Here is a 22,662-nt window from a genome sequence, read left to right on the forward strand (position 1 = left end):
GTCACGGGCGCTCCTCGCCGTACACGGCCTCCCGCACCGCGTCGCCGGCGTCGGCGCCCTTCGCGATCCGTACGACCTCGGTGATGACCTCGGAAAGGGTCAGGCTGGTGGTGTCGACCTCCACGGCGTCGGCCGCGCGCGCCAGCGGGTCGGTCTTGCGGGTGGAGTCGAGGTGGTCACGGCGGGCCAGGTCGGCCTGGGTCGCGGAGACGGAGGCGCCGGTCAGCTCCTTGCTGCGGCGCTGCGCGCGGGCCTCGGCGCTCGCGGTGAGGTAGATCTTGACCGCCGCGTCCGGCGCGACGACCGTGCCGATGTCACGACCCTCCACCACGATACCGCCGGTGCCGATGATCTCCTGCTGCAGCGCGACGAGGCGCCGGCGCACCTCCGGGACCGCGGCCACGGCGCTGACGGCGCCGGTGACCTCGCCGGTGCGGATGGGCCCCGCGACGTCCGTGCCATCGACCGAGATCGACGGGGCGTCGGGGTCGGTGCCGACGCTCAGCACGGGCTCGCCCGCGCGAGCGGCCATCGCGGCCTGGTCGTCGAGCGGGACGCCCTGGCGTAGCATCCACCACGTCACCGCGCGGTACATCGCGCCCGTGTCGAGGTAACGCAGCCCCAGGGCACGTGCCACACCCTTGGACACGCTGGACTTGCCCGAACCCGAGGGGCCGTCCATGGCGATGACGAGCATCTCGTGTGCTTCCTCTCCCGTACCGACCGGCCAACGTCTGAGGCTACCGGTACGGCGGGCCGGCTTGATCCGCACTTCGGCAAGCCCGCGCGACGTCGCATGCGTCTTGTATGTAACATAGATACAAGATGAGCACTGCGACCTCCCGGGCCTACGACCACGTGAAGCAGGCCATCCTCGATCGCGCCTACCCGGGCGGCGCGCTGCTGAGCGAGGGTGAGATCGCCACGGCGGTCGGGGTGTCCCGTACCCCGGTGCGCGAGGCCCTCCTCCGCCTGGAGACCGAAGGCCTCGTACGCCTCTACCCCAAGCGCGGCGCGCTGGTCCTGCCGGTCTCCCCACAGGAGATCTCCGACGTGCTGGAGACCCGCGAGCTGGTGGAGACCTTCACCGCCGGCCGGGCCGACATCGGGCCCGAGCTCGTCGGCGAGCTCACGCGGCTCCTGGAGGACATGCGACGGCACGCCGCCGCAGGCGACGGCCGGGAGTTCGCCTACGCCGACCGGTGCTTCCACCGCTCGCTCGTCGCCGCGGCCGGCAACGAGATCCTCACCCAGCTGTACGACTCGCTGCGCGACCGCCAGCTGCGCATGGCCCGCCTCACCGCCGACGACCCCGTACGCGCCGCGGACGCGATCCGGGACCACACCGAGATCCTGGACGCCGTCCGCTCGGGCGACCGCCGCCGGATCCGCGCCGCGATCCACCGGCATCTGCAGACCGCCGGATCCGCCCTGCGCGCCCGCTCCTGACCGAACCCCGCCACCGCATCCCGCCGAGCACACCCCTGCCCCCCGAAAGGTGAAAAGTGAACGTCGCGGTTCTGTCGCCGCCCCGTCCGCAGTCCTCGTCCCATCCCCTCGGCGGCCGCCGCGCGTGGAGCGTGTGGGGCGTCGGCGCCCTCGTCTACCTCGTGGCCTTCTTCCACCGTACGAGCCTCGGCGTCGCGGCCCTCGCCGCCCAGCAGCGCTTCGGCGTCGGCGCGACCGCGCTGTCCAGCTTCGCGATCCTGCAGCTCGGCGTGTACCTGGTCATGCAGGTCCCGAGCGGCATCATGGCCGACCGGTTCGGCCCGCGCCGGATGCTCGGCGCCGCGCTGCTGTGCATGGCCCTCGGCGAGACCCTGTTCGCCTTCGCGGCCTCGCTGCCGCTCGCCGTCCTCGGCCGTGGCCTGGTCGGCCTAGGTGACGCCTTCACCTTCATCAGCGTGGTGCGCCTGGCCGCCTCCTGGTTCCCCCGGCGGAGGTTCGCGGTGCTCACCGCGCTGACCGCGATGACCGGATCGCTCGGCCAGGTCGGCGGCACCGTCCCGCTGTCGGCCGCCCTGCGCTCGTTCGGCTGGACCCCGACCTTCCTCGGCACCGCCGTGCTCAGCGCCGCTCTCGCCATCGTCGTGTGGTGGTGGATCGCCGACCACCCGGCACCGGCGATGGAGCGTTCCAGCACGGCGAACCCGATACTGGCCGACCTGCGCGAGGTGGTCCGGCAACGCGGGACGCGCACCGCCGTGTGGGCGCACTTCACACTCATGTCGGCGTTCATGGTGCTGGCGACGCTGTGGGGCTACCCGTACCTGGTCAAGGGGCTCGGCATGGGCGCCGGACCCGCCCGGCTGACGCTCACGCTGACCGCCGCGGCGCCGCTGGTGGTCGCGCCCGCCTTCGGCTGGCTGGCCGGCCGCCGGCCTCAGCTGCGCGGACGGCTGATCATCTCCGTCGCCGCAGTCCTGGCCGTCGTCTGGGTCACCGCGGTCACCTGGCCGGGCGGACACCTGCCCGTGGCGTTCGCGGTCGTCCTCGTCCTCGTCAGCGCCGTCGGCAGCGCGGCGTCGATGCTCGCCTTCGACCTGGCCCGGGACGCGAACCCGCCGAGCCGCGGCGGCATCGCCTCGGGTGTGGTCAACATCGGCGGCTTCTCCGCGGCGATGAGCGCCTCACTGAGCGCCGGAACGCTGCTCGACGCCGCCGGGGGCACCTACGACGCCCCGTCGTTCCAGCTCGCCTTCGCCCCGATCACCTGCATGATCGTCATCGGCACCGTACGGCTGACGCTGCTACTGCGCCCGTGGCGGCGGCTCCGGCCGGCACCCGGCGAACGCGCCGGCGAACGCGCCGCGCGACCGCTCAGCCCGGCACCGACCACCCACACGCCCGCGACTCGTCCACCAAGCGCCGCACCACGCCGGAAGCCACACCCGACTCGGCCCCACCGACCGGCCGGCCGGGCTCGATCACCGCGGCCCCGGTGCTAGGAACAGCACCACCGCACCGGTCAGGGATTCGAACCGACACCACCGCGTAGGCGCCGGCCCGGTCACCATGCTCTGCCGGCGCCCGATGGTCGCACCGGGCCTCCGACGCGCCCGCGACTCGTCCGCCAAGCGCTGTGCCGCCGTGGGTGTCACGCTCATCTGAACGAGTGATTCCTGGTGATGCGTCACCACTTGTGCATCACGCGCCGAAGGCAGGTGGATCCGATGGCGGGGAGGAACACCCACCTCCCGCCCGGTCGGGCTACTCGATCGTCGCGACCTGGGTGCTGACCTCCGGCGCTTGGAACAGCAATCGCGGTTGGCGTAGCGCCGCGCACTCGATGGCGTCGTCGCCGTCGGCGGTGCTACCGGCGGGAACGAGCGCCTCGTCGGCCGCTATGCCGCCGCCGTGGCGACGGTCCGGCGAGCCGAGCCACGACGCCGAGGGCGTGCCGACGGGCACAGCCCGCCCGACGGCCCCGTGAGGGGCGCGGGAGCTCACCGCGATCGCGGGCGCGGCTACCGGAAGGCACGGACGCGTTCTCCACCGGGTGGACGCGGACGGCGCGGGCCGGTCGGGGATGAGAACGGACACCACCGCGTAGGCGCCGGCCCGGTCACCAGGCTTTGCCGGCACTCGATGACCGCACCAGGCCTCCGCTCAGCCCGGCACCGACCAACCACGCGCCCGCAACTCGTCCGCCAAGCGCTGTGCCGCCGCGGGTGTCACGCTCAACTCGACCACACCGACCGGGCGGCCGGGCGAATGCTCGATCGTCACGTCCTCGATGTTGACCCCCGCCACCCCGGCCGCCTGGAACAGCAACGCCAGTTCGCCCGGCCGGTCGGGGATGAGAACGGACACCACCGCGTAGGTGCCGGCGCGGTCGCCGTGCTTTCCCGGCAGGCGGCGGCGGCCGGTGCCGCCGCGCCTCAGCAGTTCGGTCACGTCGGTCTCGGCGCCGGCGCGCAGCGCCGCGGCGGTCGCGGCCAGGTCGGCGGCGACCGCGTCGATGACGTCGGCGACGGGCTCCGCGTTGGAGCTGAGGATGCCGATCCAGAGTGACGGGTCGCTCGCGGCGATGCGGGTGACGTCGCGTACACCCTGCCCGGCGAGGCCCAGCGCGACCTCCGGTGCGGCCTCCAGCCGGGCGGCCACCGCGGCGGCGGCCACATGGGGGCCGTGCGACACCAGCGCGACGGCCCGGTCGTGCTCCTCGGCGCCGACCACCACGGTCTGCGCGCCGCACGCCTCGGCCAGCGCGGTCACGGCCTCGACCGCCTCCGGCAGGGTCTTCGGGGTGGGGCACAGCGCCCACGGACGGCCGACGAACAGGTCCCCGCGCGCCGCGGCGGGCCCGGAGCGCTCACGGCCGGCGAGGGGATGTCCGGCGACGTAACACGTCAGGTCGCAGCCCAGCTCGGCGGCCTCGCGCAACGGCCGGGACTTGACGCTCGCGACGTCGGTGTAGACACGGGCGAGGCCGCGCTTCTGCGCGTCGAGCAGTGTCGCCGCGACGGCCGCCGGCGGCACCGCGATCACCGCGACGTCGGCGGGCCCGTCACCGTCCTCCAGCGGAACGCCGGCGCCGAGCTCGGCCGCCATCCGCACGGACACCGGATCCCGGTCGGTCAGCCGCACCTCGTCGCCGCGCTCGCGCAGCGCGAGCGCCACCGACGTACCGATCAACCCGGTGCCGATGACGACGACCTGTCGTGTCCCGCCGATGACTCCACCTCCGCGTGAGTTCTCGAAGCGTATCCGCAACGCTCGCGGCGAACCGCCGCAACCCGGTCCATCGGCCGCGGGGAGCCGTGCCTCCGGCGGAAGGCACGATCTCATGGGCGGCCGATGGCCGCTGGCCGAACCTGCCGGCGACCGGTGGCGGCTGGCCCAACCTGCCGGGGACCGTGGCCGGTGGCCGATGGCCGTGACCGATGGCTACTGCGCGATGTCCAGGCGCAGCGCGGTCGCGCCGCGCAGGTAGACGTGCTGGATGTCCGAGCGCGGGCGGTCGCTCTGGATGTGCGCCATCAGGCGGATCACCCGCGGTAGGGCGTGCGGCACGTTGATCTCGCTGGCGCACAGCAGCGGCACGTCGTGGAAGCCGAGCTTGCGCGCGGCCAGTGCCGGGAACTCCGCGGTCAGGTCCGGGGTCGCGGTGAAGATCACGCTGATGACGTCGTCGGTGGTGAGAGCGTTGCGGGTCATCACCTCGGTGACCAGTTCGGCCGTCGCCTCGAGAACCTGGTCACGATCGTCGGCGTCGACCTGGACGGCCCCGCGTACGGCTAGTACCCCCACAAAACCTCCCTTGATCGGCGGCAGGTCAGAGCTCGACCGCCGCGTACAGCTCGCCGATCTCCTTGGTGGTGAGCGCCCGGATCGTGCCCGACCTCAGGCGGCCCAGCTTGACCGGGCCGAACTCGGTGCGGGCGAGCTGCTGAACCGGATGACCGACCTCGGCGAGCAGGCGGCGCACGATGTGCTTACGGCCCTCGTGAAGGGTCACCTCGACGAGAATCCGCTTGCCGACCTGGTCGAACACGCGGAACTCATCCGCCTTGGCGAAACCGTCCGCGAGTTTGACGCCCTGCTTGAGCCTCTTGCCGAGATCACGGCCGATCGGCCCGTGGATTTCGGCGAGGTAGGTCTTGGAAACACCGTATCGCGGGTGCATGAGGCGATTCGCCAGTTCACCGTCGTTGGTGAGCAGGAGGAGGCCCTCGGTGTCGGTGTCGAGCCGGCCGACGTGGAAGAGCCGCTCGGGCACGTCACCGACGTACGCGGCGAGGGTCTTGCGGCCCCTGGGGTCGGACATGGTGCTGACGACACCGGTGGGCTTGTTGAGCATGTAGTAACGCAGCTCGGCACGGGTGGGGATGCGCTTGCCGTCGACATGGATGACGGCCTGCTGCGGGTCGACGCGCGCGCCGAACCAGGTGATCTTCTCGCCGTCGACGGTGACCCGCCCGGCCGCGATGAGCTCCTCGCAGGCGCGGCGGCTGGCCACACCCGCGTCGGCGAGCACCTTCTGGAGCCGTACGCCGTCGTTGGTCGTGTTCACTGCTGAAGTTCCTCTATGCCTTCCAGGTCATCGGGCAGGTAGGGGGCGAGCTCGGGCAGCTCGTCAACGGAGTTGAGGCCGAGCCGCTCCAGGAAGTAGGTCGTCGTCCGGTAGAGCACCGCCTGGTGCTCCGGGTCGTGCCCCGCCTCCTCGATGAGACCTCGTACGGTCAGGGTGCGGATCACGCCGTCGCTGTTGACTCCGCGGATCGCCGACACCCGTGCCCTGCTCACCGGCTGCCGGTAGGCGATGACGGCGAGCGTCTCCAGCGCCGCCTGCGTCAGCCGCGCCTGCTGTCCGTCGCGAACGAACCGCTCGACGAGGGGGGCGCAGACATCTCGAGTGTAGAACCGCCAGCCACCGGCGATCTCCCTCAGGTCGAACCCCCGGCCCTGCGCGGTGTATTCCGCGGCCAGCTCCCGCAGCGTGGCGGCGACCTCGTCGCGGGGCCGTTCGAGGATCTGGGCGAGCGTCACCTCCGGTACCGGCTCGTCCACGACCAGCAGGATGGCCTCCAGCCCCGCCCGCAGGGGCGGCTCGGACGCGCCGGGCTCGGTCTCCGGCGCGTCGAACAACGTTCCGTCCGGGGAACCGGACGCGACCGGCTCCGGCGCACGCGGCTCGGGCACGACCGGCCGCGGCACGGCCGGATCCTCCGCGCTCGGCTCGGGCGTCGCCTGTTCGGGGGCCGGTGGGGCCGCCGGGTCCGGCTCGGGGGTGTCAGTCATCGTCCTTCTTCTCCGCGGGTCGTCCTGAGTAGTCGTCGCCGACGACGACCTCGCCCTCTTCGGCACCGGTCCAGGTGATGTACAGCTCGCCGAGCGGCTCGGCCTGTTCGAGCGCCACGGCCTTCTCCCGGTAGAGCTCGAGCACGGCCAGGAACCGCGCGACGATCTCGAACGTGCCGGCGCAGTCGGCGGTCAGCACGCGGAAGGTGGCGGTCTCCAGCCGGCGCAGGCGCTCCACGAGCAGGGCGGCCTGCTCCTTGACGCTCGCCTGCGGCGCGTAGATGTGCGTGGTCGACACCGTCGGCACGGGCTTGGGCGCCAGGGTCCGGGCGGCCAGCCGGGCGAACGCGGCCGGGCCCAGGCCGATGAGCACCTCGGGCAGGAGGTTCGCGAACTGCGGCTCCATCGGCACCGTACGGGCGAAGCGGCGCGACTCGCGGGCGATCCGGCCCGAGAAGACCGCCGCGACCTCCTTGTACGCGCGGTACTGCAGCAGCCGCGCGAACAGCAGGTCGCGAGCCTCCAGCAGGGCGAGGTCCTCTTCGTCCTCGACCTCCCCGGAGGGGAGCAGCCGCGCGGCCTTCAGGTCGAGCAGAGTCGCGGCGACCAGCAGGAAGTAGCTCGCCTGGTCGAGGTCCCACTCGCGGCCGTGCGAGCGGATGTGGGCGATGAACTCGTCGGTGACCTTGTGCAGGGCCACCTCGGTGATGTCCAGTTTGTGCTTGGCGATCAAGCCGAGGAGCAGGTCGAAGGGACCCTCGAAGTTGTCGAGGTGCACTTCGAATCCGTGCTTGCGTTCCTCCGCGGCCGGCTCGCTCACCTCGCCAACGGTAGTGGAGGTCACGCACTCCCCTGCCACAGGGGAGCGCGACGTCCGGGTGCACCCCTCGGCGGTCCGGTGCGGTCAGGGGCCGCACCGGGACCGGTCACGTGAGGTGATGCCACCTCTGGAGTACCTCCTTGGCGAGCTCCCGGTAGGCGTTGGCGCCCATGGACGACGGGTCGAAGCGGGTGATCGGCTCACCCACGACCGTCGCGTCCGGGAACCGTACGGTGCGGTTGATGACCGTGTGGAAGACCTTCTCACCGAAGGCGTCCACGATGCGGCCGAGCACCTCGCGGGTGTGGAGCGTACGCGAGTCGTACATCGTCGCGAGGAAGCCGTCGATGGCCAGATCCTGGTTGAGCCGCCCCTGAACCTTCTCGATCGTCTCCATGAGCAGCGCGACACCGCGCATCGCGAAGTATTCGCACTCGAGGGGGACGAGGACGCCCTGACTCGCGGTCAGCGCGTTGACGGTCAGCAGGCCCAGCGACGGCTGACAGTCGATCATGATGTAGTCGTAGTCGGCCACGACCGGCTTGAGCAGGCCGCCGAGGATGTACTCGCGGCCGACCTCGTGGACGAGCTGGACCTCCGCGCCGGACAGGTCGATGTTGCTGGGCAGCAGGTCCATGCCCTCGACGCTGGTCTCCAGGATGACCTCTTCGGTCTCCACTCCCTGCTCCATGAGCAGGTTGTAGATCGTGAGGTCGAGCTGGCGGGGGTCGCCCTTGCCCAGCCCCACCGACAGCGCCCCCTGCGGGTCGAAGTCGACGAGCAGCACGCGCCGGCCCTGCTCGGCCAGGGACGCGCCCAGGTTGATGGTGGTCGTCGTCTTGCCGACGCCGCCCTTCTGGTTGCAGACCGAGACGATGCGGGCGGGCCCGTGCTCGGACAGCGGGGGCGGATCGGGGAACGACGGGATGGGACGCTGCGTCGGGCCTAGTGGCGCGGCGTCTCGCGGATCGGTCGCGATCGCGGTCGAGAGCACACTCTCCGATCGTGCTCTCTCCTGCTGCGCGCTGATGTCAGTCACCAGCTCCTCGAACCTCCCCGGCGACCTAGGTTTGCCGTCAAGATGGGGACTCTATGGCCTGTCAAGTACAGCGGCAAGGCGGCACACCGACGGCCACGCCATTGTTCGGAGACCGGCCGGAATGCCATGCTTCGCTGCCGCTCGCCGTGAAACAGAGTCCCGGGCAGTCTCTCAGACCCCGGCCCGCGCGTACGCCGAATGGGAACCTCCCGCCGCCGGCCGGCGCCGGCGAAGGAGCGTTCCCGCAGCTCAGGCACCGGCCCGCGGGTACGCCGAAGCGTAGGCCTCCCGCAGCCGGTCGACGGTGACCAGCGTGTAGATCTGGGTCGTGGTCACGGACGCGTGGCCCAGCAGTTCCTGGACCGCCCGGACGTCGGCGCCGCCGCCGAGGAGATGTGCCGCGAAAGAGTGCCGCAGCGTGTGCGGTGAGACGTCCTGCAGCTCCGCGCGCCCGGCCGCCGTCCGCAGCGTCGACCAGGCGCTCTGGCGCGACAGCCGCCCGCCGCGCGCGTTGAGGAACAGCGGGCCGCCGCCGTCGCCCGGCGGCCCGAGCGCCGGGCGCGCCCGGGTGAGATAGGCCTCGAGCGCCTCGCGGGTGTACCGGCCGACCGGCACGAGGCGGGCCCGGGCCCCGGTGCCGTGCAGCCGGACGACGGCGCGAGAGAGGTCGACGTCGCCGACCTCGAGCCCGACCGCCTCGGAGATCCGGGCGCCGGTGCCGTACAGCACCTCCAGCAGCGCCCGGTCGCGCAGGTCGCGCGGCGTGTCACCCCGGCCGGCCGCGGCGAGGAGACGCTCGGCCTCCTCGATCGTGATCGCCTTGGGCAGCCGGCGCGGCGGCGACGGCGGCCGTACGTCGCGCGCCGGGTCGGCGGCCGACAGCCCCTCGCGCACGGCGAACCGGTGCAGGCCGCGGACGGCGACGACCGCGCGGGCCGCGGACCCGGCGGCGAGGGGCGGGTGCCGGTCGTCGCCCTCACGCAGCCGGTCCAGGAAGGACACGACGTCGTCCTCCCCGACCTGCCCGATCGCCGTACGGCCGCGAGCGACGAGCGTGTCGACGTAGCGCCGCAGGTCACGCCGGTAGGAACTGAGGGTGTTGGCTGCCAGGCCGCGGTCGACCGCGAGATGATCGAGGTACGCGCGGACCTCGGCCCGCAGCGCTCGTCCGAGCTCTTCTCCGGCGGCTGATATCAGCGCGACACCTCATCCAGGCGGGTCGAGGGGGCTCGACGTGTCATCCTTCCGGGGCGTCGGGCGCGCGAAGGTCACGGTAACCCGTCTCCCGTGCGGCGTAGACCGACAAGATACCCATGACCGCGAGGGGGTTGTGGATGTGCCCGCGCCGCACCGCTGCGACCGCCTCGTCGAGCGGCACCCACGCGACCGGCATCCCGGCCTCCTCGTGGATCCGCTCGAAGTCGGCCTCCTCCTCGGGGATCTCGCTGAGCCCGCGGGCGAGGAAGATGCGCACGCGCTCGTTGGTCATGCCCGGAGAGGTGAAGACGTCGACGAGCGTGTGCCACTCGCGGGCCCGGTAGCCGGCCTCCTCGGCGAGCTCGCGGGCCGCCGTACGCCACAACGGCTCGCCGTCGACGTCACGGAGCCCCGCCGGCGGCTCCCAGAGCAGGCGGCCGACCGGGTGGCGGTACTGGCGGATGAGCAGGACGCGGTCCTGCTCATCCAGGCCGATCACGCCGACGGCGCCGGGGTGGCTGACGACGTCGCGCTCGACGACCTCGGTCGTGTCGCCGTTCGGCATCCGCACCCGGTCGGTGCGGACCTGGACGATGCGGCCCTTGAAGCGCTCCTCGCGGCCCTCGACCGCCCACGACTCCGGAGTGTCGACCAGTTCCTCCGCCGCGCTCACTTGGCGTTGTCCAGGGCCGCGGCGACCAGGCCCGCGAAGAGCGGGTGCGGCCGGGTGGGACGGGACCGGAACTCCGGGTGCGCCTGCGTGCCGACGTAGAACGGGTGCGTCTCACGGGGCAGCTCGGCGTACTCGACGAGGCGTCCGTCGGGCGACAGGCCGGAGAAGACGACGCCGGCGGCGGTCAGCTCCTCGCGGTAGGCGTTGTTGACCTCGTAGCGGTGCCGGTGGCGTTCTTCGACCTTCTCCGCGTCGCCGTAGACCTCGCGGACGACGGAGTCCTCGGCGAGGTTGGCCGGATACAGGCCCAGGCGCATCGTGCCGCCCATGTCGCGCTCGCCGGCGACGACGTCGACCTGGTCGGCCATGGTCGCGATGACCGGGTCGGCGGCCTTCTCGTCGAACTCGGCGCTGTTGGCGCCGGTGATCCCGGCGAGGCTACGGGCGGCCTCGATGACCATGCACTGCAGGCCCAGGCAGATGCCGAGCGTGGGGATGTGGTTCTCGCGGGCGTGCCGGGCGGCGCCGACCTTGCCCTCGATGCCCCGCACGCCGAAGCCGCCGGGGATCAGGACGCCGTCGACGCCCTGCAGCTCGCGGGCGGCCGACTCGGGTGTGGTGCACCGGTCGCTCTTGACCCAGCGGATGTTGACCCGGGTGTCGTGGGCGAACCCGCCGTGGCGCAGCGCCTCGGTGACCGACAGGTACGCGTCGGGCAGGTCGATGTACTTGCCGACGAGCGCGATCGTGACCTCACGGGAGGGCTGGTGGACCCGGCCCAGCAGGTCGTCCCACTCGCGCCAGTCGACGTCGCGGAACGGCAGCCCGAGACGGCGTACGACGTAGGCGTCCAGGCCCTCGGTGTGCAGCACCTTGGGGATGTCGTAGATGCTGGGGGCGTCGATCGCGGACACCACCGCCTCGGCGTCCACGTCGCACATCAGGCTGATCTTGTTCTTCAGGCCCTGGGTGATCGGCCGGTCCGAACGGCAGACGATCGCGTCGGGCTGGATGCCGATGCTGCGCAGCGCGGCGACGGAGTGCTGCGTCGGCTTGGTCTTCAGCTCACCGGACGGCCCGATGTAGGGCAGCAGCGACACGTGCAGGAAGAAGCAGTTGTCGCGGCCGATCTCGTGCCGGATCTGGCGTACGGCCTCCAGGAACGGCAGCGACTCGATGTCGCCGACCGTGCCGCCGACCTCGGTGATGACGACGTCGACGTCGGGACCGGCCATACCGCGGATCCGGTCCTTGATCTCGTTGGTGATGTGCGGGATGACCTGCACGGTGTCGCCGAGGTACTCCCCGCGCCGCTCTTTGGCGATCACATTGGAGTACACCTGGCCGGTGGTGACGTTCGCCGAGCCGTGCAGCTCGGTGTCGAGGAACCGCTCGTAGTGGCCCACGTCGAGGTCGGTCTCGGCGCCGTCGTCGGTGACGAACACCTCGCCGTGCTGGAAGGGGTTCATCGTGCCGGGGTCGACGTTGAGGTAAGGATCGAGCTTTTGCATCGTGACCCGCAGGCCGCGCAATTTGAGTAGCCGGCCGAGGCTGGATGCCGTGAGCCCCTTACCGAGGCTGGAGGCGACACCGCCGGTGACGAAGAGATGCTTGGTGGCCTTTGCGGACCCACCAATTACTGCCGAAGCCAAGAGGGACGCTCCCGTGGTCGTTGTCGCGGCGACGTCCACCTGATCGGTGAACGGCCAATCTCCACGGGCCACCAGGATAACAGGCGGCGTACCTGATCAGCCGCCGGCCGATCAGATCAGCTGTAGCCTCCCGCGTAACTTCCGCTGTGGGCGCTTCCGGCGGCCCCCGGCGACATGGTGCGGAGCTGCCCGGTCAGCTCGTCGATCAGCTTCCTCGCCTGGTCCGCCGACGAACGCGCCTGGTCGCGCTCGGCCGACAGCGCCGACAGGGCGTCGCGCTGCTGGGTGACGGCCTCGGCGAGCTGGTCGACCCACTGCTCGCGTTCCTTGAGCTTCTCGCTCACCGAGTCGCGCTCGGCGTTGGCCTGGCGGACCTGGGTGAGCGCCGTGTCGCGCTCGCGGATCAGGTCCTCCACGCGGCGCTGGGTCTGGGCCAGCTCCGACGCGGCGCGGGCCTGCGCGAGCTCGGCGCTGTCGCGGTCGTTCTCGATCTGCTTGGCGCTGTCGAGCGCCCGCCGGCGCTCGGCGTCGAGGTCCTGGACGCGGCGCCGGAGGGAGTCGGCGTCCTTGGAGGCGGCCTCCAGGTCGACGACCCTGCTGCGCAGGGTGTTCAGCTCGGCCTGCGCGGTCTCCAGCGCCTGGGCCAGGTCGGCGGCGTGCTTGGAGATCCGGTCGCGCTCGCCCTCGAGGGCCTTGCGCCCGGTCTGCGCCTCGCCGGCGGAGCGGTGTGCCTCGTCGCGGTCCTCGCGCATCTGGTCGCGCTCGGACATCGCCTGGCGGGCGGCGACCTCGAACTGCTCGGCCTGCGAACGGGCCTGGTCGCGCTCGGTGAAGGCCTGCCGCATCGCGGCCTCGGACTGCTCCGCCTTGCTGCGCAGGCGCTCGGCCTCCTGCCAGGCGCCGGCGGCCTCGCGCTGGGCCGCCTCGCGCTCGGACATCATCTGGCGCACGGCGGCCTCGGACTGCTCCGCACGCTGCTCGGCCGCACGCAGCTGGACGAGCGTCTTGTCGGTCTCCTGCCGGGCCCCGACCGCCTCGCGCTGGGCGTTGTCCCGCTCGGTCATCATCTGGCGCATCGCGGCCTCGGACTGCTCGGCGCGCTGCTCGGCCGCACGGGCCTGCTGCTCGGCCGTGCGCGCCTGGGCGAGCGCCTGGTCGGTCTGCTGCCGGGCCCCGACCGCCTCACTCTGGGCGTTGTCGCGCTCGCCGATGGCCTGCCGCATGGCGGCCTCGGACTGCTCGGCCTGCGCACGGGCCCGCAGGCCCTCCTGCCAGGCGGTGTTGGCCTCCTGCTTGGCCGACTCGCGCTCGGAGATCGCCTGGCGCACGGCGGCCTCGGACTGCTCGACGCGCTGGTTCATCTCCTCCAGCTGCGCGCGTACGCGGTCGAGCTCCTGCTGCATCGCCGCGGCGTCCTGCTTGGCCGACTCGCGCTCGGCCATGAGCTGGCGCCCGGTCGCCTCGGCCTGCTCCTTCTGCTGCCGTACGGACTGCGCCTCCTGGCGCATCGCGGCGGCGTCGCGCTGGGCGGCCTCGCGCTCGGTCATGAGCTGCCGGACGGCCGCCTCGGCCTGTTCGGCGCGCTGGTCGAGCTGTTCGTTCTGGGCGCCGACCCGCTCGATCTCCTGCATCGCCGCCGCGGCGTCCTGCTTGGCGCTCTCGCGCTCGGCGAGCATCTGGCGGGCGGTGGCCTGAGCCTGCTGCACCTGGGTGCGGAGGCGCTCGACCTCCTGCCAGGCCGAGGTGGCCTCCTGCTTGGTCTTCTCGTGCTCCGCCTGGACGGCCGCGATCTGGACCGCGGCCTCCTGTTTCGCCTCGGCGACCTTCTGCTCACCCTGCGCCAACGCGCCGGCGAGCATGTCCGCCATCTGCCGCAGCCGGTCGACGACCTCGCCCGGCTGTTCCACGTCGCCGCCACGGGCCGGCCGGCTGCCGTTGCCCGGCAACCACGACGACCCGCCGCTGTCCGCGGAGTAAGAACCGCCCGAACCATTGAGATCGCTCACATAGGGAACTCTAAGGGCGTCTCGCAAGGCTGTCTGCCATGTCCGGGAACGTGTGGCGCATCACTCGTGAATTGCTCCCCAGGTCACGTCCCCTGTGAAAGGGCCGTGACCTGGGCGGAGGAACACACGGGCGCTTAGGCGTCACTGTCCGAAACCGTCATTCGCGCGATGAGAGAATGCCGGTCATGAAGACCTTGTATCCGCCGATCGAGCCGTACGACTCCGGATTCCTCGACCCCGGAGACGGGGAACGGATCTACTGGGAGGTCTGCGGCAACCCGGCCGGCAAGCCGGTCGTGATGCTCCACGGCGGCCCGGGCGACGGGTGCGGTCCCGGCCACCGCCGGCTGTTCGACCCGGAGGCGTACCGCATCGTCCTGTTCGACCAGCGCAACTGCGGGCGCAGCGGGCCGAGCGCGAGCGATCCGTCGGTCTCGCTCGAACGCAACACCACGTGGCATCTCGTCGCCGACATGGAGCTCCTGCGCGAGCACCTGGGCATCGACCGGTGGATGGTCTTCGGCGGCTCCTGGGGCAGCGCGCTCGCCCTCGCGTACGCCGAGACGCATCCGGAGCGGGTCACCGAGATGGTGCTGCGCGGGATCTTCACGCTGCGGCCGTTCGAGCTGTACTGGTTCTACCAGGAAGGCGCGTCACTGCTGTTCCCCGACCTGTGGGAGAGGTTCGTCGAGCCGATCCCGGAGGACGAGCGCGACGACCTGATCGCGGCCTTCCACACGCGGCTGAACGACCCGGACCCCGCGGTGCGCCTGCCGGCCGCACGGGCCTGGAGCGTCTGGGAGGGGTCGACGATCACGCTGCTGCCGGACGAGAGGCTGATCGAGGAGCACGCGGCCGACGACTACGCGGTGGCGTTCTCCCGCATCGAGAACCACTACTTCCTCAACGGCGGGTTCCTTGAGGAGGACCAGCTCCTGCGCGACGTGAAGAAGATCCGGCACATCCCCTGCGTGATCGTGCAGGGCCGGTACGACGTCGCGACGCCGGCGGCGACCGCGTGGGACCTGCACCAGGCCTGGCCCGAGGCGGACTTCCACCTCGTCGCCGACGCCGGCCACGCGTACAGCGAGCCGGGCATCCTGCACCGCCTGATCGAGGCCACCGACCGGTTCGCCCGCCCCTGAGCCGGTCTCCGCCCGCATCCCGTCTGGCCGAGCCCGAATCGGATTCGGTACCGTGGGAGCGGACGGAACGCGGAGAGCCGTCCCGGGCTCTCGCCCATCGCGAGGGCTCCGGGCCGTCTCCGGGGAGGGGGGCGCGTGGCGATGACCGGGACGGCGATCGCCGGGCTCGGGACGACCGAGCTCGGCAAGGTGTACGGCCGCAGCCCGCGTCGACTGGCCGCCGACGCCGTACGCGCCGCCGCCGATGACGCCGGCCTCGCCCTGTCCGACCTCGACGGGCTGATCGTCAGCCACGGCCTGTCCGGCTCCCCCGGCATCGACCTGGCCGGCGTGCTCGGCCTGCGGGACCTGCGGCTGCTCACCCAGATGAACTCCTACGGCGCGACCGCGATCGGCATGGTCTCCCACGCCGCCGCGATGATCGGCAGTGGCGCCGCGTCGGCGGTCGCGTGCGTCTTCGCCGACGCGCCGCTGCGCCCCGAACGCTCCTCCGGCTCCGCCTACCACCGCGAGGCGGCGGAGTGGCACGGCGTCGGCGGGTTGCAGGCCGCGCTGGGCTTCCGCAGCGTCAACGCCTTCTACGCCCTCGCGGCGCGGCGGCACATGGAACGCTACGGCACCACGAGCGAGCAGCTCGGCGCGATCGCGGTGGCCACTCGCGCCTGGGCCGTCGGCAACCCGCTCGCCCAGATGCGCGAGCCCATCTCGCTGCGCGACCACCAGGAGTCCCGCTGGGTGGTCGAACCGCTGCACCTGCTCGACTGCTGCCTCGTCTCCAACGGCGGCGTCGCCGTGATCGTCACGAGCGCCGAGCGCGCCCGCGACCTGGCACAGCCGCCCGTGCACGTGTGGGGGTGGGGGCAGGGCCACCCCGGCCGCCGCATGGAGCGCGGCAGCGACTTCGGGTTGGCCACCGGGGCGGCGCTGTCCGGCCCGGCGGCGATGAAGATGGCGGGCATCACCACGGCCGACGTCGACAGCTGCCAGATCTATGACTGCTACACCTTCACCGTCCTGGTGACGCTGGAGGACTACGGCTTCTGCGCCAAGGGCGAGGGTGGGCCGTTCGCCGCGAGCGGCGCTCTCGGTCCGGGCGGCACGCTGCCGGTCAACACCGGCGGCGGGCAGCTGTCGGGCTACTACATGTGGGGCATGACCCCGCTGTCCGAGGCCGTGATCCAGGCCCGCGGCCACGGCGGTGAGCGGCAGGCTCCTCGCAACGACGTGATCCTCGTCAGCGGCAACGGCGGCATCCTCGACCACCACGCGACGCTGGTCGTCAGCCCGCACGCGAAGGAGGGCCCATGACCGAGCGAAGCGAGGGAATCAAAAAACACGGCCCCGTGGTCACACCCTCCGACGAAGGAGGGCCCATGACCGAGCGAAGCGAGGGAATCAAGAAACACGCCCCCGTGGTCACACCCTCCGACACAGGAGGATTCATGACGGCGGCCGGCCCGATCCGGCGCGACGGCCGCGGCGACCCGTTCTTCGACGGCGCCGCCGAGGACCGGCTGGTGGTACCCCGCTGCGCCTCCTGCGAGCGGTGGTTCGCCCCGGACGCGACCGGCTGCCCCGGATGCGGCACCGACGACCTGACCTGGGCGGAGGCGACCGGCGAGGCGATGCTGGTCTCCTGGGCGGTCACCCACTCCCGTACGGGCGAGACGGCGCCGCTGGCCTTGGTCGAGCTGGCCGAGGGCCCGTGGATGTACACGCGGCTGGAGACGGACTCGCCACGGGCGGGGCTGCCCCTGCGGGCGAGGTTCGTCCATCCGGACGAGGGCGAGAGCTATCCGGTGTTCGAGGAGCGCGACCGGTGAGAACAGACCTGTGCGAGACGTTCGGGATCGAGTTCCCGCTCTTCGCCTTCAGCCACTGCCGTGACGTGGTCGCGGCGGTCACCAACGCGGGCGGGTTCGGCGTGCTCGGCGCGGTCGCCTTCTCCCCCGGCCGGCTCGAGGAGGAGCTGCGCTGGATCGACGACCACGTGGGCGGCCGGCCGTACGGCGTCGACGTCCTCGTGCCCGGGAAGATCGCCAAAGAGGCCGAGGCGTCCGGTGACCTGCTGGCGGCGATCCCGCCGGGGCACTGGGAGTTCCTCGCCGGGCTGTTCGAGCGGTACGGCGTGCCGGCGCCCGACCTGTCGGCCGGCCGCCGGGACGCCCGCCGCGGCGGCCGCCAGGTCACCGAGGAGGGCGCCACCGAGCTGATCGACGTCGCCCTGCACCACCCGATTCGCCTCATCGCCAGCGCCCTCGGCCCGCCCCCGCCGGTCATGGTCGAACGCGCGCGGGCCGCGGGCGTGCCGGTCGCCGCGCTCGTCGGCACCGTCGAGCACGCGCGCCGCCAGGTCCAGGCCGGTGCCGACCTGATCGTCGCGCAGGGCTCGGAGGCCGGCGGGCACACGGGCGAGATCTCCACGATGGTGCTCGTGCCGGAGGTCGTGGACGCCGTGGCGCCGCTGCCCGTGCTCGCGGCGGGCGGCATCGCGTCGGGCCGGCAGATGGCCGCGGCGATGGCGCTCGGCGCGCAGGGCGTGTGGTGCGGCTCGGTGTGGCTGACCACCGAGGAGGCCGAGACGCTCCCGGCCGTGAAGGCCAAGATGCTCGCGGCCTCGTCGAGCGACACGGTGCGCTCCCGGTCCCGTACGGGCAAGCCCGCGCGGCAGCTGCGATCGGCGTGGACCGACGAGTGGGACACCTCATCCGACAGCCCCGGCGCGCTGCCGATGCCCCTCCAGATGATCGTCGCCGAGGGCGCGATGGGCCCGATCGGCACGGCCGCCGAGAACGGCAACGAGGGCGCCCGGCAGCTGGTCAACTACTTCGTCGGCCAGGTCGTCGGCCGGATGAACACCGTCCGGCCCGCACGCCAGGTCGTCTACGACATGATCGAGGAGTTCGGCGACGCGCTGGAACGCCTGGTCGAGCTCGGCGCCGGCTGAACCGGTCAGATCGCCGCGGCGGAGGCCCGCCGGCGTACCGCCCGGGCGCCGATGGCCAACAGGACGACCGCGCCCACGCCGAACACGATGTTCCCGGTGAGCGCGACGGTGCGCGGGACGTCCAGGTCACGGGCGTGCGAGACGCCGACCCAGGCGTAGGTGAGCAGCGCGCCGCCGGCCAGGGCGAGACGGTGCGCCGCGCCCCAGCCGGGGCGGCGGCACCAGCGCACGCCCAACGCCACGCTCGCCGCCACCAGCACGAACCAGGCGGCCGCCACCGCCCACTGCGACACCCCGTCGCCCAGGAACTCCCGGCCCCAGTACACGCTCGTCACCCCGAACGCGGTGGCGCCCACCATCCACGGAGCCGGCGGCGTTCGCCCTGCGACCGCGGCCGCCGGCCGTGGTCGCAGGGCGAACGCCGCGACGACGAGCGCGACGATGGCGGCGGAGCACCAGGCGAGCTCGCCCGGTGCCGCGACGAAGCGCGTCTGGGCGATCTGCGCGGCGGCGAGCAGGGCCGCCCCGGCCACGAACAGCACGGCGGTCACCGTGACGCCGAAGCGTCCGAGCCAGGGGACGGCGTGGTCGTGGTCCCGGCCGAAGGACTCCACGAGCGCGATCGGCACGCAGACGCTCCAGACAGTGTGCATCGACAGCACGTCCTGGAGCATCTGGACGCTGGTGCCGAGCGCGGGGACGTAGGTGCCGGAGTAGGCGGCGGCGATGTCGAAGCCGCCGTAGGAGGGGTTCCAGAGCATCATGTCGACCGGTCCCTCCTCCAGCAGGGCATAGGCCGCCGCGAGGAGAATGATCGTCGGCCAGCCGCGCCCGCGGCGCCGGGCCGTCTCCCGGATCAGCAGCGCCCCGCCGCCGTACAGGGGGGCGAAGAGGAACAACGAGGACACGTCCGTGATGGGAGTGTTGCCGAGCAGGTACTCGCCCACCAGCGGCGCGAGGAAGAACAGGGCGACGGCCCGCCCCGTCCCGCCCCGCAGGGAATGTCGTCCGGTCACGCGCCTCAGCGTAGGAACGGCGGGCGGCCGGCGACGTCGGGCGATCGGCCAGACCGGTGTGGTCACCCTGCCCACCGCCCCGGCATCCTTCGTCGGTCACGGCGTCTCCGGTCGGCCGGGGAGGAACGGTGCGCATCGGCCGTCCGGCCATGGACGGCGGTCCGAGTGGCCACGGATCGGCCCTTCGGCGGTGCACACGCCGCTCGCGATCCTTGAGCACGACCGCGGTACTCGTCCCGGAGGGGGCCGCCCGGCGATCTGGTCGCCGATCTGCTCGGCTGGGCGCGCGCGCCGAGGCCCGGAGGCGGACCGTCCGGGGCCGAGCGCTGTTCGCCTCCGTGCCCGGCACCCACCGCCACCCGGCGACGGACGACGCGACAGCACTGTCTCTTGACAACCGCGTCCGCCAGCCGCACCGGCTCCTCAACACGACGGTCCCACCCGCCGACCCCACCGCCACCGACAAAGCACCATTTCTCGACCACCGCGCCGACTGCTCGACGTGGCGGACCTGCCCACCGGGCTCACGTGTGCTCGACGGGCTGCTCGCGCCGCTCTACCTGCGCGCGCTGTTCGGCTACGCCGGCATCGCGGCGGGCCTGCCGGCCCTGGTGCGCGCGACGATCGGCCGCGCTTCCCGCCGTCCGGCAAGCCGGTCCGCGACCGCTTGAGGGCGCCGTTGACGCTCGGCCCGAGCGAGTGCCGGGCCTGGACGGTGGTAATCCGGGCGACTCGCGACGTACCGTGCGGACATGAGCTCTGACGAGGTACTGGTCGAGAGCGACGGCCCGTTCGCCGTCATCACGATGAACCGGCCCGAGCGCCGCAACGCTCTGTCCCTGTCCCACATGCGCGCGCTGACCTCGGCGTTCCGGCAGGTCGGCGAGACGGACGCGACGGGTACGGTGCTGGCCGGCAACGGCCCGGTCTTCTCCGCGGGGCACGACTTCGCCGACCTGGCCGGCGCGGACCTCGGCACCGCGCGTGAGCTGCTCCTCACCTGCCGGGAGCTGATGGAGACCATCCAGTCCGTACCGCAGGTCGTGATCGCCCGGGTGCACGGGCTGGCGACCGCCGCCGGCTGCCAGCTCGTGGCCACCTGCGACCTGGCCGTGGCGACGTGGAGCGCGGGGTTCGCCGCCCCGGGCGGCAAGGGCGGCTGGTTCTGCCACACGCCGATGGTGCCCATCGCCCGCAACATCGGGCGCAAGCGGGCGATGGAGATGGCGCTGACCGGTGACGTCATCGACGCCGGCACCGCGCTCGACTGGGGCCTGATCAACCGCGCCGTGCCCCCGGAGGAGCTGGAGAAGGCAACACGCGAGCTGCTCGAACGCGCCACGCGTGGCAGCCGGCGCAGCAAGGCCCTCGGCAAGCAGGCCATGTACGCCCAGCTCGGTCACCCGGAGGCGGACGCCTACACGTACGCGGTGGAGGTGATGGCCGCGTCGAGTCAGACCCCCGAGGCCCAGGAAGGAATTCGGGCGTTCCTGGAAAAACGCGCGCCACAGTGGCCCGCGTGACCCGGAACCGGTTCCGGTTGTGAGAAGACGCATCGCCGTGGGTGATCCGGGGCCGTCGATCTTGGTCTCAGGCAGGGCGCGGGCCCCTCTGGGAGGATCCTCGAGCCCCTGACCGGCGGGTGCCCGTCGGCACTGAAAGTCGGCGTTCGCGCTGCTCAGGACGGTGGCGATGAGAGAGCCTGCCGGAGGCCCATAGCGCCCGCTGCGGTCGGTTGCCGCTCATACGGAGAGCCGATAGCATGGTATGCGTTGCAGTCGAAGTTTCCTCGTACGTATTGAGTTCGTCTTGAACGCCCGCGGAAGTGACGGCGGGCGTTTTCGCTTCTCCGGGATAGTCTTCGCGGAAGTAAGCCGAAGTCCGTGATGCAGCCCCGGTCCGCCAACCGGCGCCCCGGTAGAGGTTCTCAAGCAAGGAGAGAAAGTGGCAGAAGGCACCGTCAAGTGGTTCAACGCCGACAAGGGCTTCGGGTTCATCGCACCTGACGGCGGCGGCCCGGACGTGTTCGTGCACTACTCGGCGATCACCTCCAGCGGCTTCCGTACGCTGGAGGAGAACCAGCGCGTGAGCTTCGAGACGACCCAGGGTCCCAAGGGCCCCCAGGCGGAGCAGGTCACGCCGATCTAGACTTAGGACGACCAAGGCTGGGCCCCACCGACTCACGTCGGTGCGGGCCCGGCCTGCTTTTCACCCGCTTACGAACCCGGCGCGACACGCCGTGCCGGCGCTTCGACAGCAGGGCGCCCTCGGCCGGGTCATCGGCCACTTACTCGGCCGATCCCACGCCTCAGGAGACCGAGCGACTCGATCTCGCCGAACAACGCGCCGCCCAGCAACAACCCGCCTACACGACCGCGCCCCAGGCCGGTTGCCTTTCGTCGGCTGGGGAGGAGTTTTCGGGACCGGTCGTGGCACTCACCGAAAGCCGGAGATCAGGCCGTCAGGGCGTCAACGGCCGTCGCCGCGATCGACTCCAGCGCGGCACGGTCGGCACCTCCTTGGGCGGTCACCCGGATCCCGGCGATCACGGCGTTGAGGAACCGGGCCAGGTCACCCGAGTCCCGCGTGGAGGTGATGTCCCCGGCGCGCCGGCCGGTCTCGATGACGGTACGGAGCGCCTCCAGCCGCCGGGCCAGGTCCCGCTCCAGCAAGGCGGCGATCTCCGCGTCACGCCCGGCGAACTCGACGGTGGTGTTGACCGTGAGGCAGCCCGGGTGGCCGCTACGCCGGTTCTCCATCTCGCCGTCGACGATCTCGCCGAGCAGGGCCCGGATCCGCTCCGCCGCCGACCGCGTCGGATCCTGCAGAATCTCCAGCTGAGTGTCGGTGGTGGCGTTGACGTAGCGGGTCAACACTCGTTTGAACAGCTCATGCTTGCTGGTGAACGCGTTGTAGACACTGCTGCGATCAAGCCCCACGGCCTCACACAGGTCGCGCGTCGAGGTGGCCTCATAGCCGTTCGCCCAGAAGGCATGCATCGCCGCCTCCAGGACACGATCCTCATCGAACGTCCTCGGTCGAGCCATAACCGCAGGCTAACGATGCGACTGGCGTCGAGCACCGACCGGCGCGGGCCAATGCCGACGGCGCATTAACCACCCTGCCCGTCGAGCGCGACAGGTAGGGCCGTTGGGACCTGGGCACGGCCGGCCAGGCAGGCAGAGCCGGCTAGCCCCACATACAGCTGATCCGGCAGCACCAACCAGACGCGGGCGGTACGCCCGCCGGACGGCCGTGGCGCTCACTGCCGCATCGCATCGTGATGCGCTGCCCCGCTGCCCCGCTGCCCCGCTGCCCCGCTGCCCCGCTGCCCCGCTGCCCCGCTGCCCCGCTGCCCCGCTGCCCCGCTGCCCCGCTGCCCCGCTGCCCCGCTGCCCCGCTGCCCCGCTGCCCCGCTGCCCC

Annotated in this window: 23 protein-coding genes; 9 read left to right on the forward strand and 14 right to left on the reverse strand. The window is 72.1% G+C overall.

All coding sequences use genetic code 11. From position 1 onward, the window contains the following. Position 1 precedes the first annotated feature (1 nt). The gene (cmk, locus tag QSK37_RS00300) at positions 2–697 is read right to left on the reverse strand and encodes a (d)CMP kinase (RefSeq protein WP_285566337.1); all 696 of its coding nucleotides are present in this window, start codon (positions 695–697) and stop codon (positions 2–4) included. A 128-nt stretch (positions 698–825) separates the two neighbouring features. Here cmk and QSK37_RS00305 point away from each other — a divergent pair, with 128 nt between their 5' ends. Beyond that, positions 826–1,449: a GntR family transcriptional regulator gene (locus QSK37_RS00305; protein ID WP_285616722.1), complete on the forward strand. Its 624-nt coding sequence runs from the start codon at positions 826–828 to the stop codon at positions 1,447–1,449. Between the two features lie 56 nt (positions 1,450–1,505). After that, on the forward strand, positions 1,506–2,948 hold the full coding sequence (locus QSK37_RS00310) for an MFS transporter (protein ID WP_285616723.1): 1,443 nt from the start codon (positions 1,506–1,508) through the stop codon (positions 2,946–2,948). 262 nt (positions 2,949–3,210) lie between these two features. Here QSK37_RS00310 and QSK37_RS00315 read toward each other — a convergent pair whose 3' ends face one another. From QSK37_RS00315 to QSK37_RS00365, 11 genes are all read right to left on the reverse strand, one after another. Then, on the reverse strand, positions 3,211–3,411 hold the full coding sequence (locus tag QSK37_RS00315; protein ID WP_285616724.1) for a hypothetical protein: 201 nt from the start codon (positions 3,409–3,411) through the stop codon (positions 3,211–3,213). A 198-nt stretch (positions 3,412–3,609) separates the two neighbouring features. Then, positions 3,610–4,716, reverse strand: a complete 1,107-nt coding sequence (locus QSK37_RS00320; protein WP_285616725.1) for a prephenate dehydrogenase — start codon at positions 4,714–4,716, stop codon at positions 3,610–3,612. Between the two features lie 174 nt (positions 4,717–4,890). Further along, positions 4,891–5,253, reverse strand: coding sequence for a chorismate mutase (gene aroH / locus QSK37_RS00325; protein ID WP_285616726.1), 363 nt, complete (start codon positions 5,251–5,253; stop codon positions 4,891–4,893). Positions 5,254–5,278: 25 nt separating this feature from the next. Further along, entirely contained in the window at positions 5,279–6,016 is a 738-nt protein-coding gene (locus QSK37_RS00330; RefSeq protein WP_285566347.1) for a pseudouridine synthase, read from the reverse strand. Further along, entirely contained in the window at positions 6,013–6,744 is a 732-nt protein-coding gene (gene scpB / locus QSK37_RS00335; protein WP_285616728.1) for an SMC-Scp complex subunit ScpB, read from the reverse strand. Before scpB ends, QSK37_RS00330 begins: the two co-directional genes overlap by 4 nt. After that, positions 6,737–7,564, reverse strand: coding sequence for a segregation and condensation protein A (locus QSK37_RS00340; RefSeq protein ID WP_285566350.1), 828 nt, complete (start codon positions 7,562–7,564; stop codon positions 6,737–6,739). Before QSK37_RS00340 ends, scpB begins: the two co-directional genes overlap by 8 nt. Positions 7,565–7,670: 106 nt before the next feature. After that, positions 7,671–8,492 carry a ParA family protein gene (locus QSK37_RS00345; RefSeq protein WP_432705538.1) on the reverse strand — a complete coding sequence of 274 codons (822 nt, stop codon included), beginning with the start codon at positions 8,490–8,492 and terminating at the stop codon, positions 7,671–7,673. A gap of 360 nt (positions 8,493–8,852) precedes the next feature. Continuing rightward, complete coding sequence (locus tag QSK37_RS00350) at positions 8,853–9,797, reverse strand: site-specific tyrosine recombinase XerD (protein ID WP_432705539.1); 945 nt, start codon at positions 9,795–9,797, stop codon at positions 8,853–8,855. A gap of 43 nt (positions 9,798–9,840) precedes the next feature. Next, positions 9,841–10,473: an NUDIX domain-containing protein gene (locus tag QSK37_RS00355; protein ID WP_285616730.1), complete on the reverse strand. Its 633-nt coding sequence runs from the start codon at positions 10,471–10,473 to the stop codon at positions 9,841–9,843. Continuing rightward, a complete protein-coding gene (gene pyrG / locus QSK37_RS00360) occupies positions 10,470–12,110 on the reverse strand; it encodes a CTP synthase (protein ID WP_285618835.1) in 1,641 nt (546 codons plus the stop codon). The genes QSK37_RS00355 and pyrG overlap by 4 nt, the downstream gene beginning before the upstream one ends. Before the next feature lie 131 nt (positions 12,111–12,241). Continuing rightward, the gene (locus tag QSK37_RS00365; RefSeq protein ID WP_285616731.1) at positions 12,242–14,131 is read right to left on the reverse strand and encodes a coiled-coil domain-containing protein; all 1,890 of its coding nucleotides are present in this window, start codon (positions 14,129–14,131) and stop codon (positions 12,242–12,244) included. Between the two features lie 185 nt (positions 14,132–14,316). Between QSK37_RS00365 and pip the strand changes: the two genes are divergently transcribed. From pip to QSK37_RS00385, 4 genes are all read left to right on the forward strand, one after another. Beyond that, on the forward strand, positions 14,317–15,276 hold the full coding sequence (pip, locus tag QSK37_RS00370) for a prolyl aminopeptidase (RefSeq protein WP_285616733.1): 960 nt from the start codon (positions 14,317–14,319) through the stop codon (positions 15,274–15,276). Positions 15,277–15,417: 141 nt separating this feature from the next. Further along, positions 15,418–16,584 carry a thiolase family protein gene (locus QSK37_RS00375; protein ID WP_285618837.1) on the forward strand — a complete coding sequence of 389 codons (1,167 nt, stop codon included), beginning with the start codon at positions 15,418–15,420 and terminating at the stop codon, positions 16,582–16,584. Between the two features lie 65 nt (positions 16,585–16,649). Next, positions 16,650–17,099, forward strand: coding sequence for a Zn-ribbon domain-containing OB-fold protein (locus QSK37_RS00380; protein WP_285616734.1), 450 nt, complete (start codon positions 16,650–16,652; stop codon positions 17,097–17,099). Further along, a complete protein-coding gene (locus QSK37_RS00385; RefSeq protein ID WP_285616735.1) occupies positions 17,096–18,223 on the forward strand; it encodes an NAD(P)H-dependent flavin oxidoreductase in 1,128 nt (375 codons plus the stop codon). Before QSK37_RS00380 ends, QSK37_RS00385 begins: the two co-directional genes overlap by 4 nt. A 5-nt stretch (positions 18,224–18,228) precedes the next feature. Here QSK37_RS00385 and QSK37_RS00390 read toward each other — a convergent pair whose 3' ends face one another. After that, entirely contained in the window at positions 18,229–19,239 is a 1,011-nt protein-coding gene (locus QSK37_RS00390; protein ID WP_285616736.1) for a hypothetical protein, read from the reverse strand. A gap of 212 nt (positions 19,240–19,451) precedes the next feature. Between QSK37_RS00390 and QSK37_RS00395 the strand changes: the two genes are divergently transcribed. The 3 genes from QSK37_RS00395 to QSK37_RS00405 all read left to right on the forward strand — a co-directional run bounded on the left by QSK37_RS00395 (position 19,452) and on the right by QSK37_RS00405 (position 21,387). After that, complete coding sequence (locus QSK37_RS00395) at positions 19,452–19,910, forward strand: hypothetical protein (protein WP_285616737.1); 459 nt, start codon at positions 19,452–19,454, stop codon at positions 19,908–19,910. 81 nt (positions 19,911–19,991) lie between these two features. Further along, positions 19,992–20,762 carry an enoyl-CoA hydratase-related protein gene (locus QSK37_RS00400; protein ID WP_285616738.1) on the forward strand — a complete coding sequence of 257 codons (771 nt, stop codon included), beginning with the start codon at positions 19,992–19,994 and terminating at the stop codon, positions 20,760–20,762. A gap of 421 nt (positions 20,763–21,183) precedes the next feature. Then, positions 21,184–21,387: a cold-shock protein gene (locus QSK37_RS00405; protein WP_141962982.1), complete on the forward strand. Its 204-nt coding sequence runs from the start codon at positions 21,184–21,186 to the stop codon at positions 21,385–21,387. 305 nt (positions 21,388–21,692) lie between these two features. Here the strand turns inward: QSK37_RS00405 and QSK37_RS00410 are convergent, their stop codons facing one another. Further along, positions 21,693–22,286: a TetR/AcrR family transcriptional regulator gene (locus QSK37_RS00410; protein ID WP_285616739.1), complete on the reverse strand. Its 594-nt coding sequence runs from the start codon at positions 22,284–22,286 to the stop codon at positions 21,693–21,695. Positions 22,287–22,662: the final 376 nt, after the last annotated feature.

The sequence above is a fragment of the Actinoallomurus iriomotensis genome (assembly GCF_030269445.1).
Taxonomy (GTDB): Bacteria; Actinomycetota; Actinomycetes; order Streptosporangiales; family Streptosporangiaceae; genus Actinoallomurus; species Actinoallomurus iriomotensis.

Excerpts from the sequence above, each read along its gene's own strand:
- QSK37_RS00375 (WP_285618837.1), top strand. The coding sequence starts at position 15,418 with ATGACCGGGACGGCGATCGCCGGGCTCGGGACGACCGAGCTCGGCAAG.
- QSK37_RS00410 (WP_285616739.1), bottom strand. The coding sequence starts at position 22,286 with ATGGCTCGACCGAGGACGTTCGATGAGGATCGTGTCCTGGAGGCGGCG.
- QSK37_RS00400 (WP_285616738.1), top strand. The coding sequence starts at position 19,992 with ATGAGCTCTGACGAGGTACTGGTCGAGAGCGACGGCCCGTTCGCCGTC.
- pip (WP_285616733.1), top strand. The coding sequence starts at position 14,317 with ATGAAGACCTTGTATCCGCCGATCGAGCCGTACGACTCCGGATTCCTC.
- scpB (WP_285616728.1), bottom strand. The coding sequence starts at position 6,744 with ATGACTGACACCCCCGAGCCGGACCCGGCGGCCCCACCGGCCCCCGAA.
- QSK37_RS00305 (WP_285616722.1), top strand. The coding sequence starts at position 826 with ATGAGCACTGCGACCTCCCGGGCCTACGACCACGTGAAGCAGGCCATC.
- cmk (WP_285566337.1), bottom strand. The coding sequence starts at position 697 with ATGCTCGTCATCGCCATGGACGGCCCCTCGGGTTCGGGCAAGTCCAGC.
- QSK37_RS00380 (WP_285616734.1), top strand. The coding sequence starts at position 16,650 with ATGACCGAGCGAAGCGAGGGAATCAAGAAACACGCCCCCGTGGTCACA.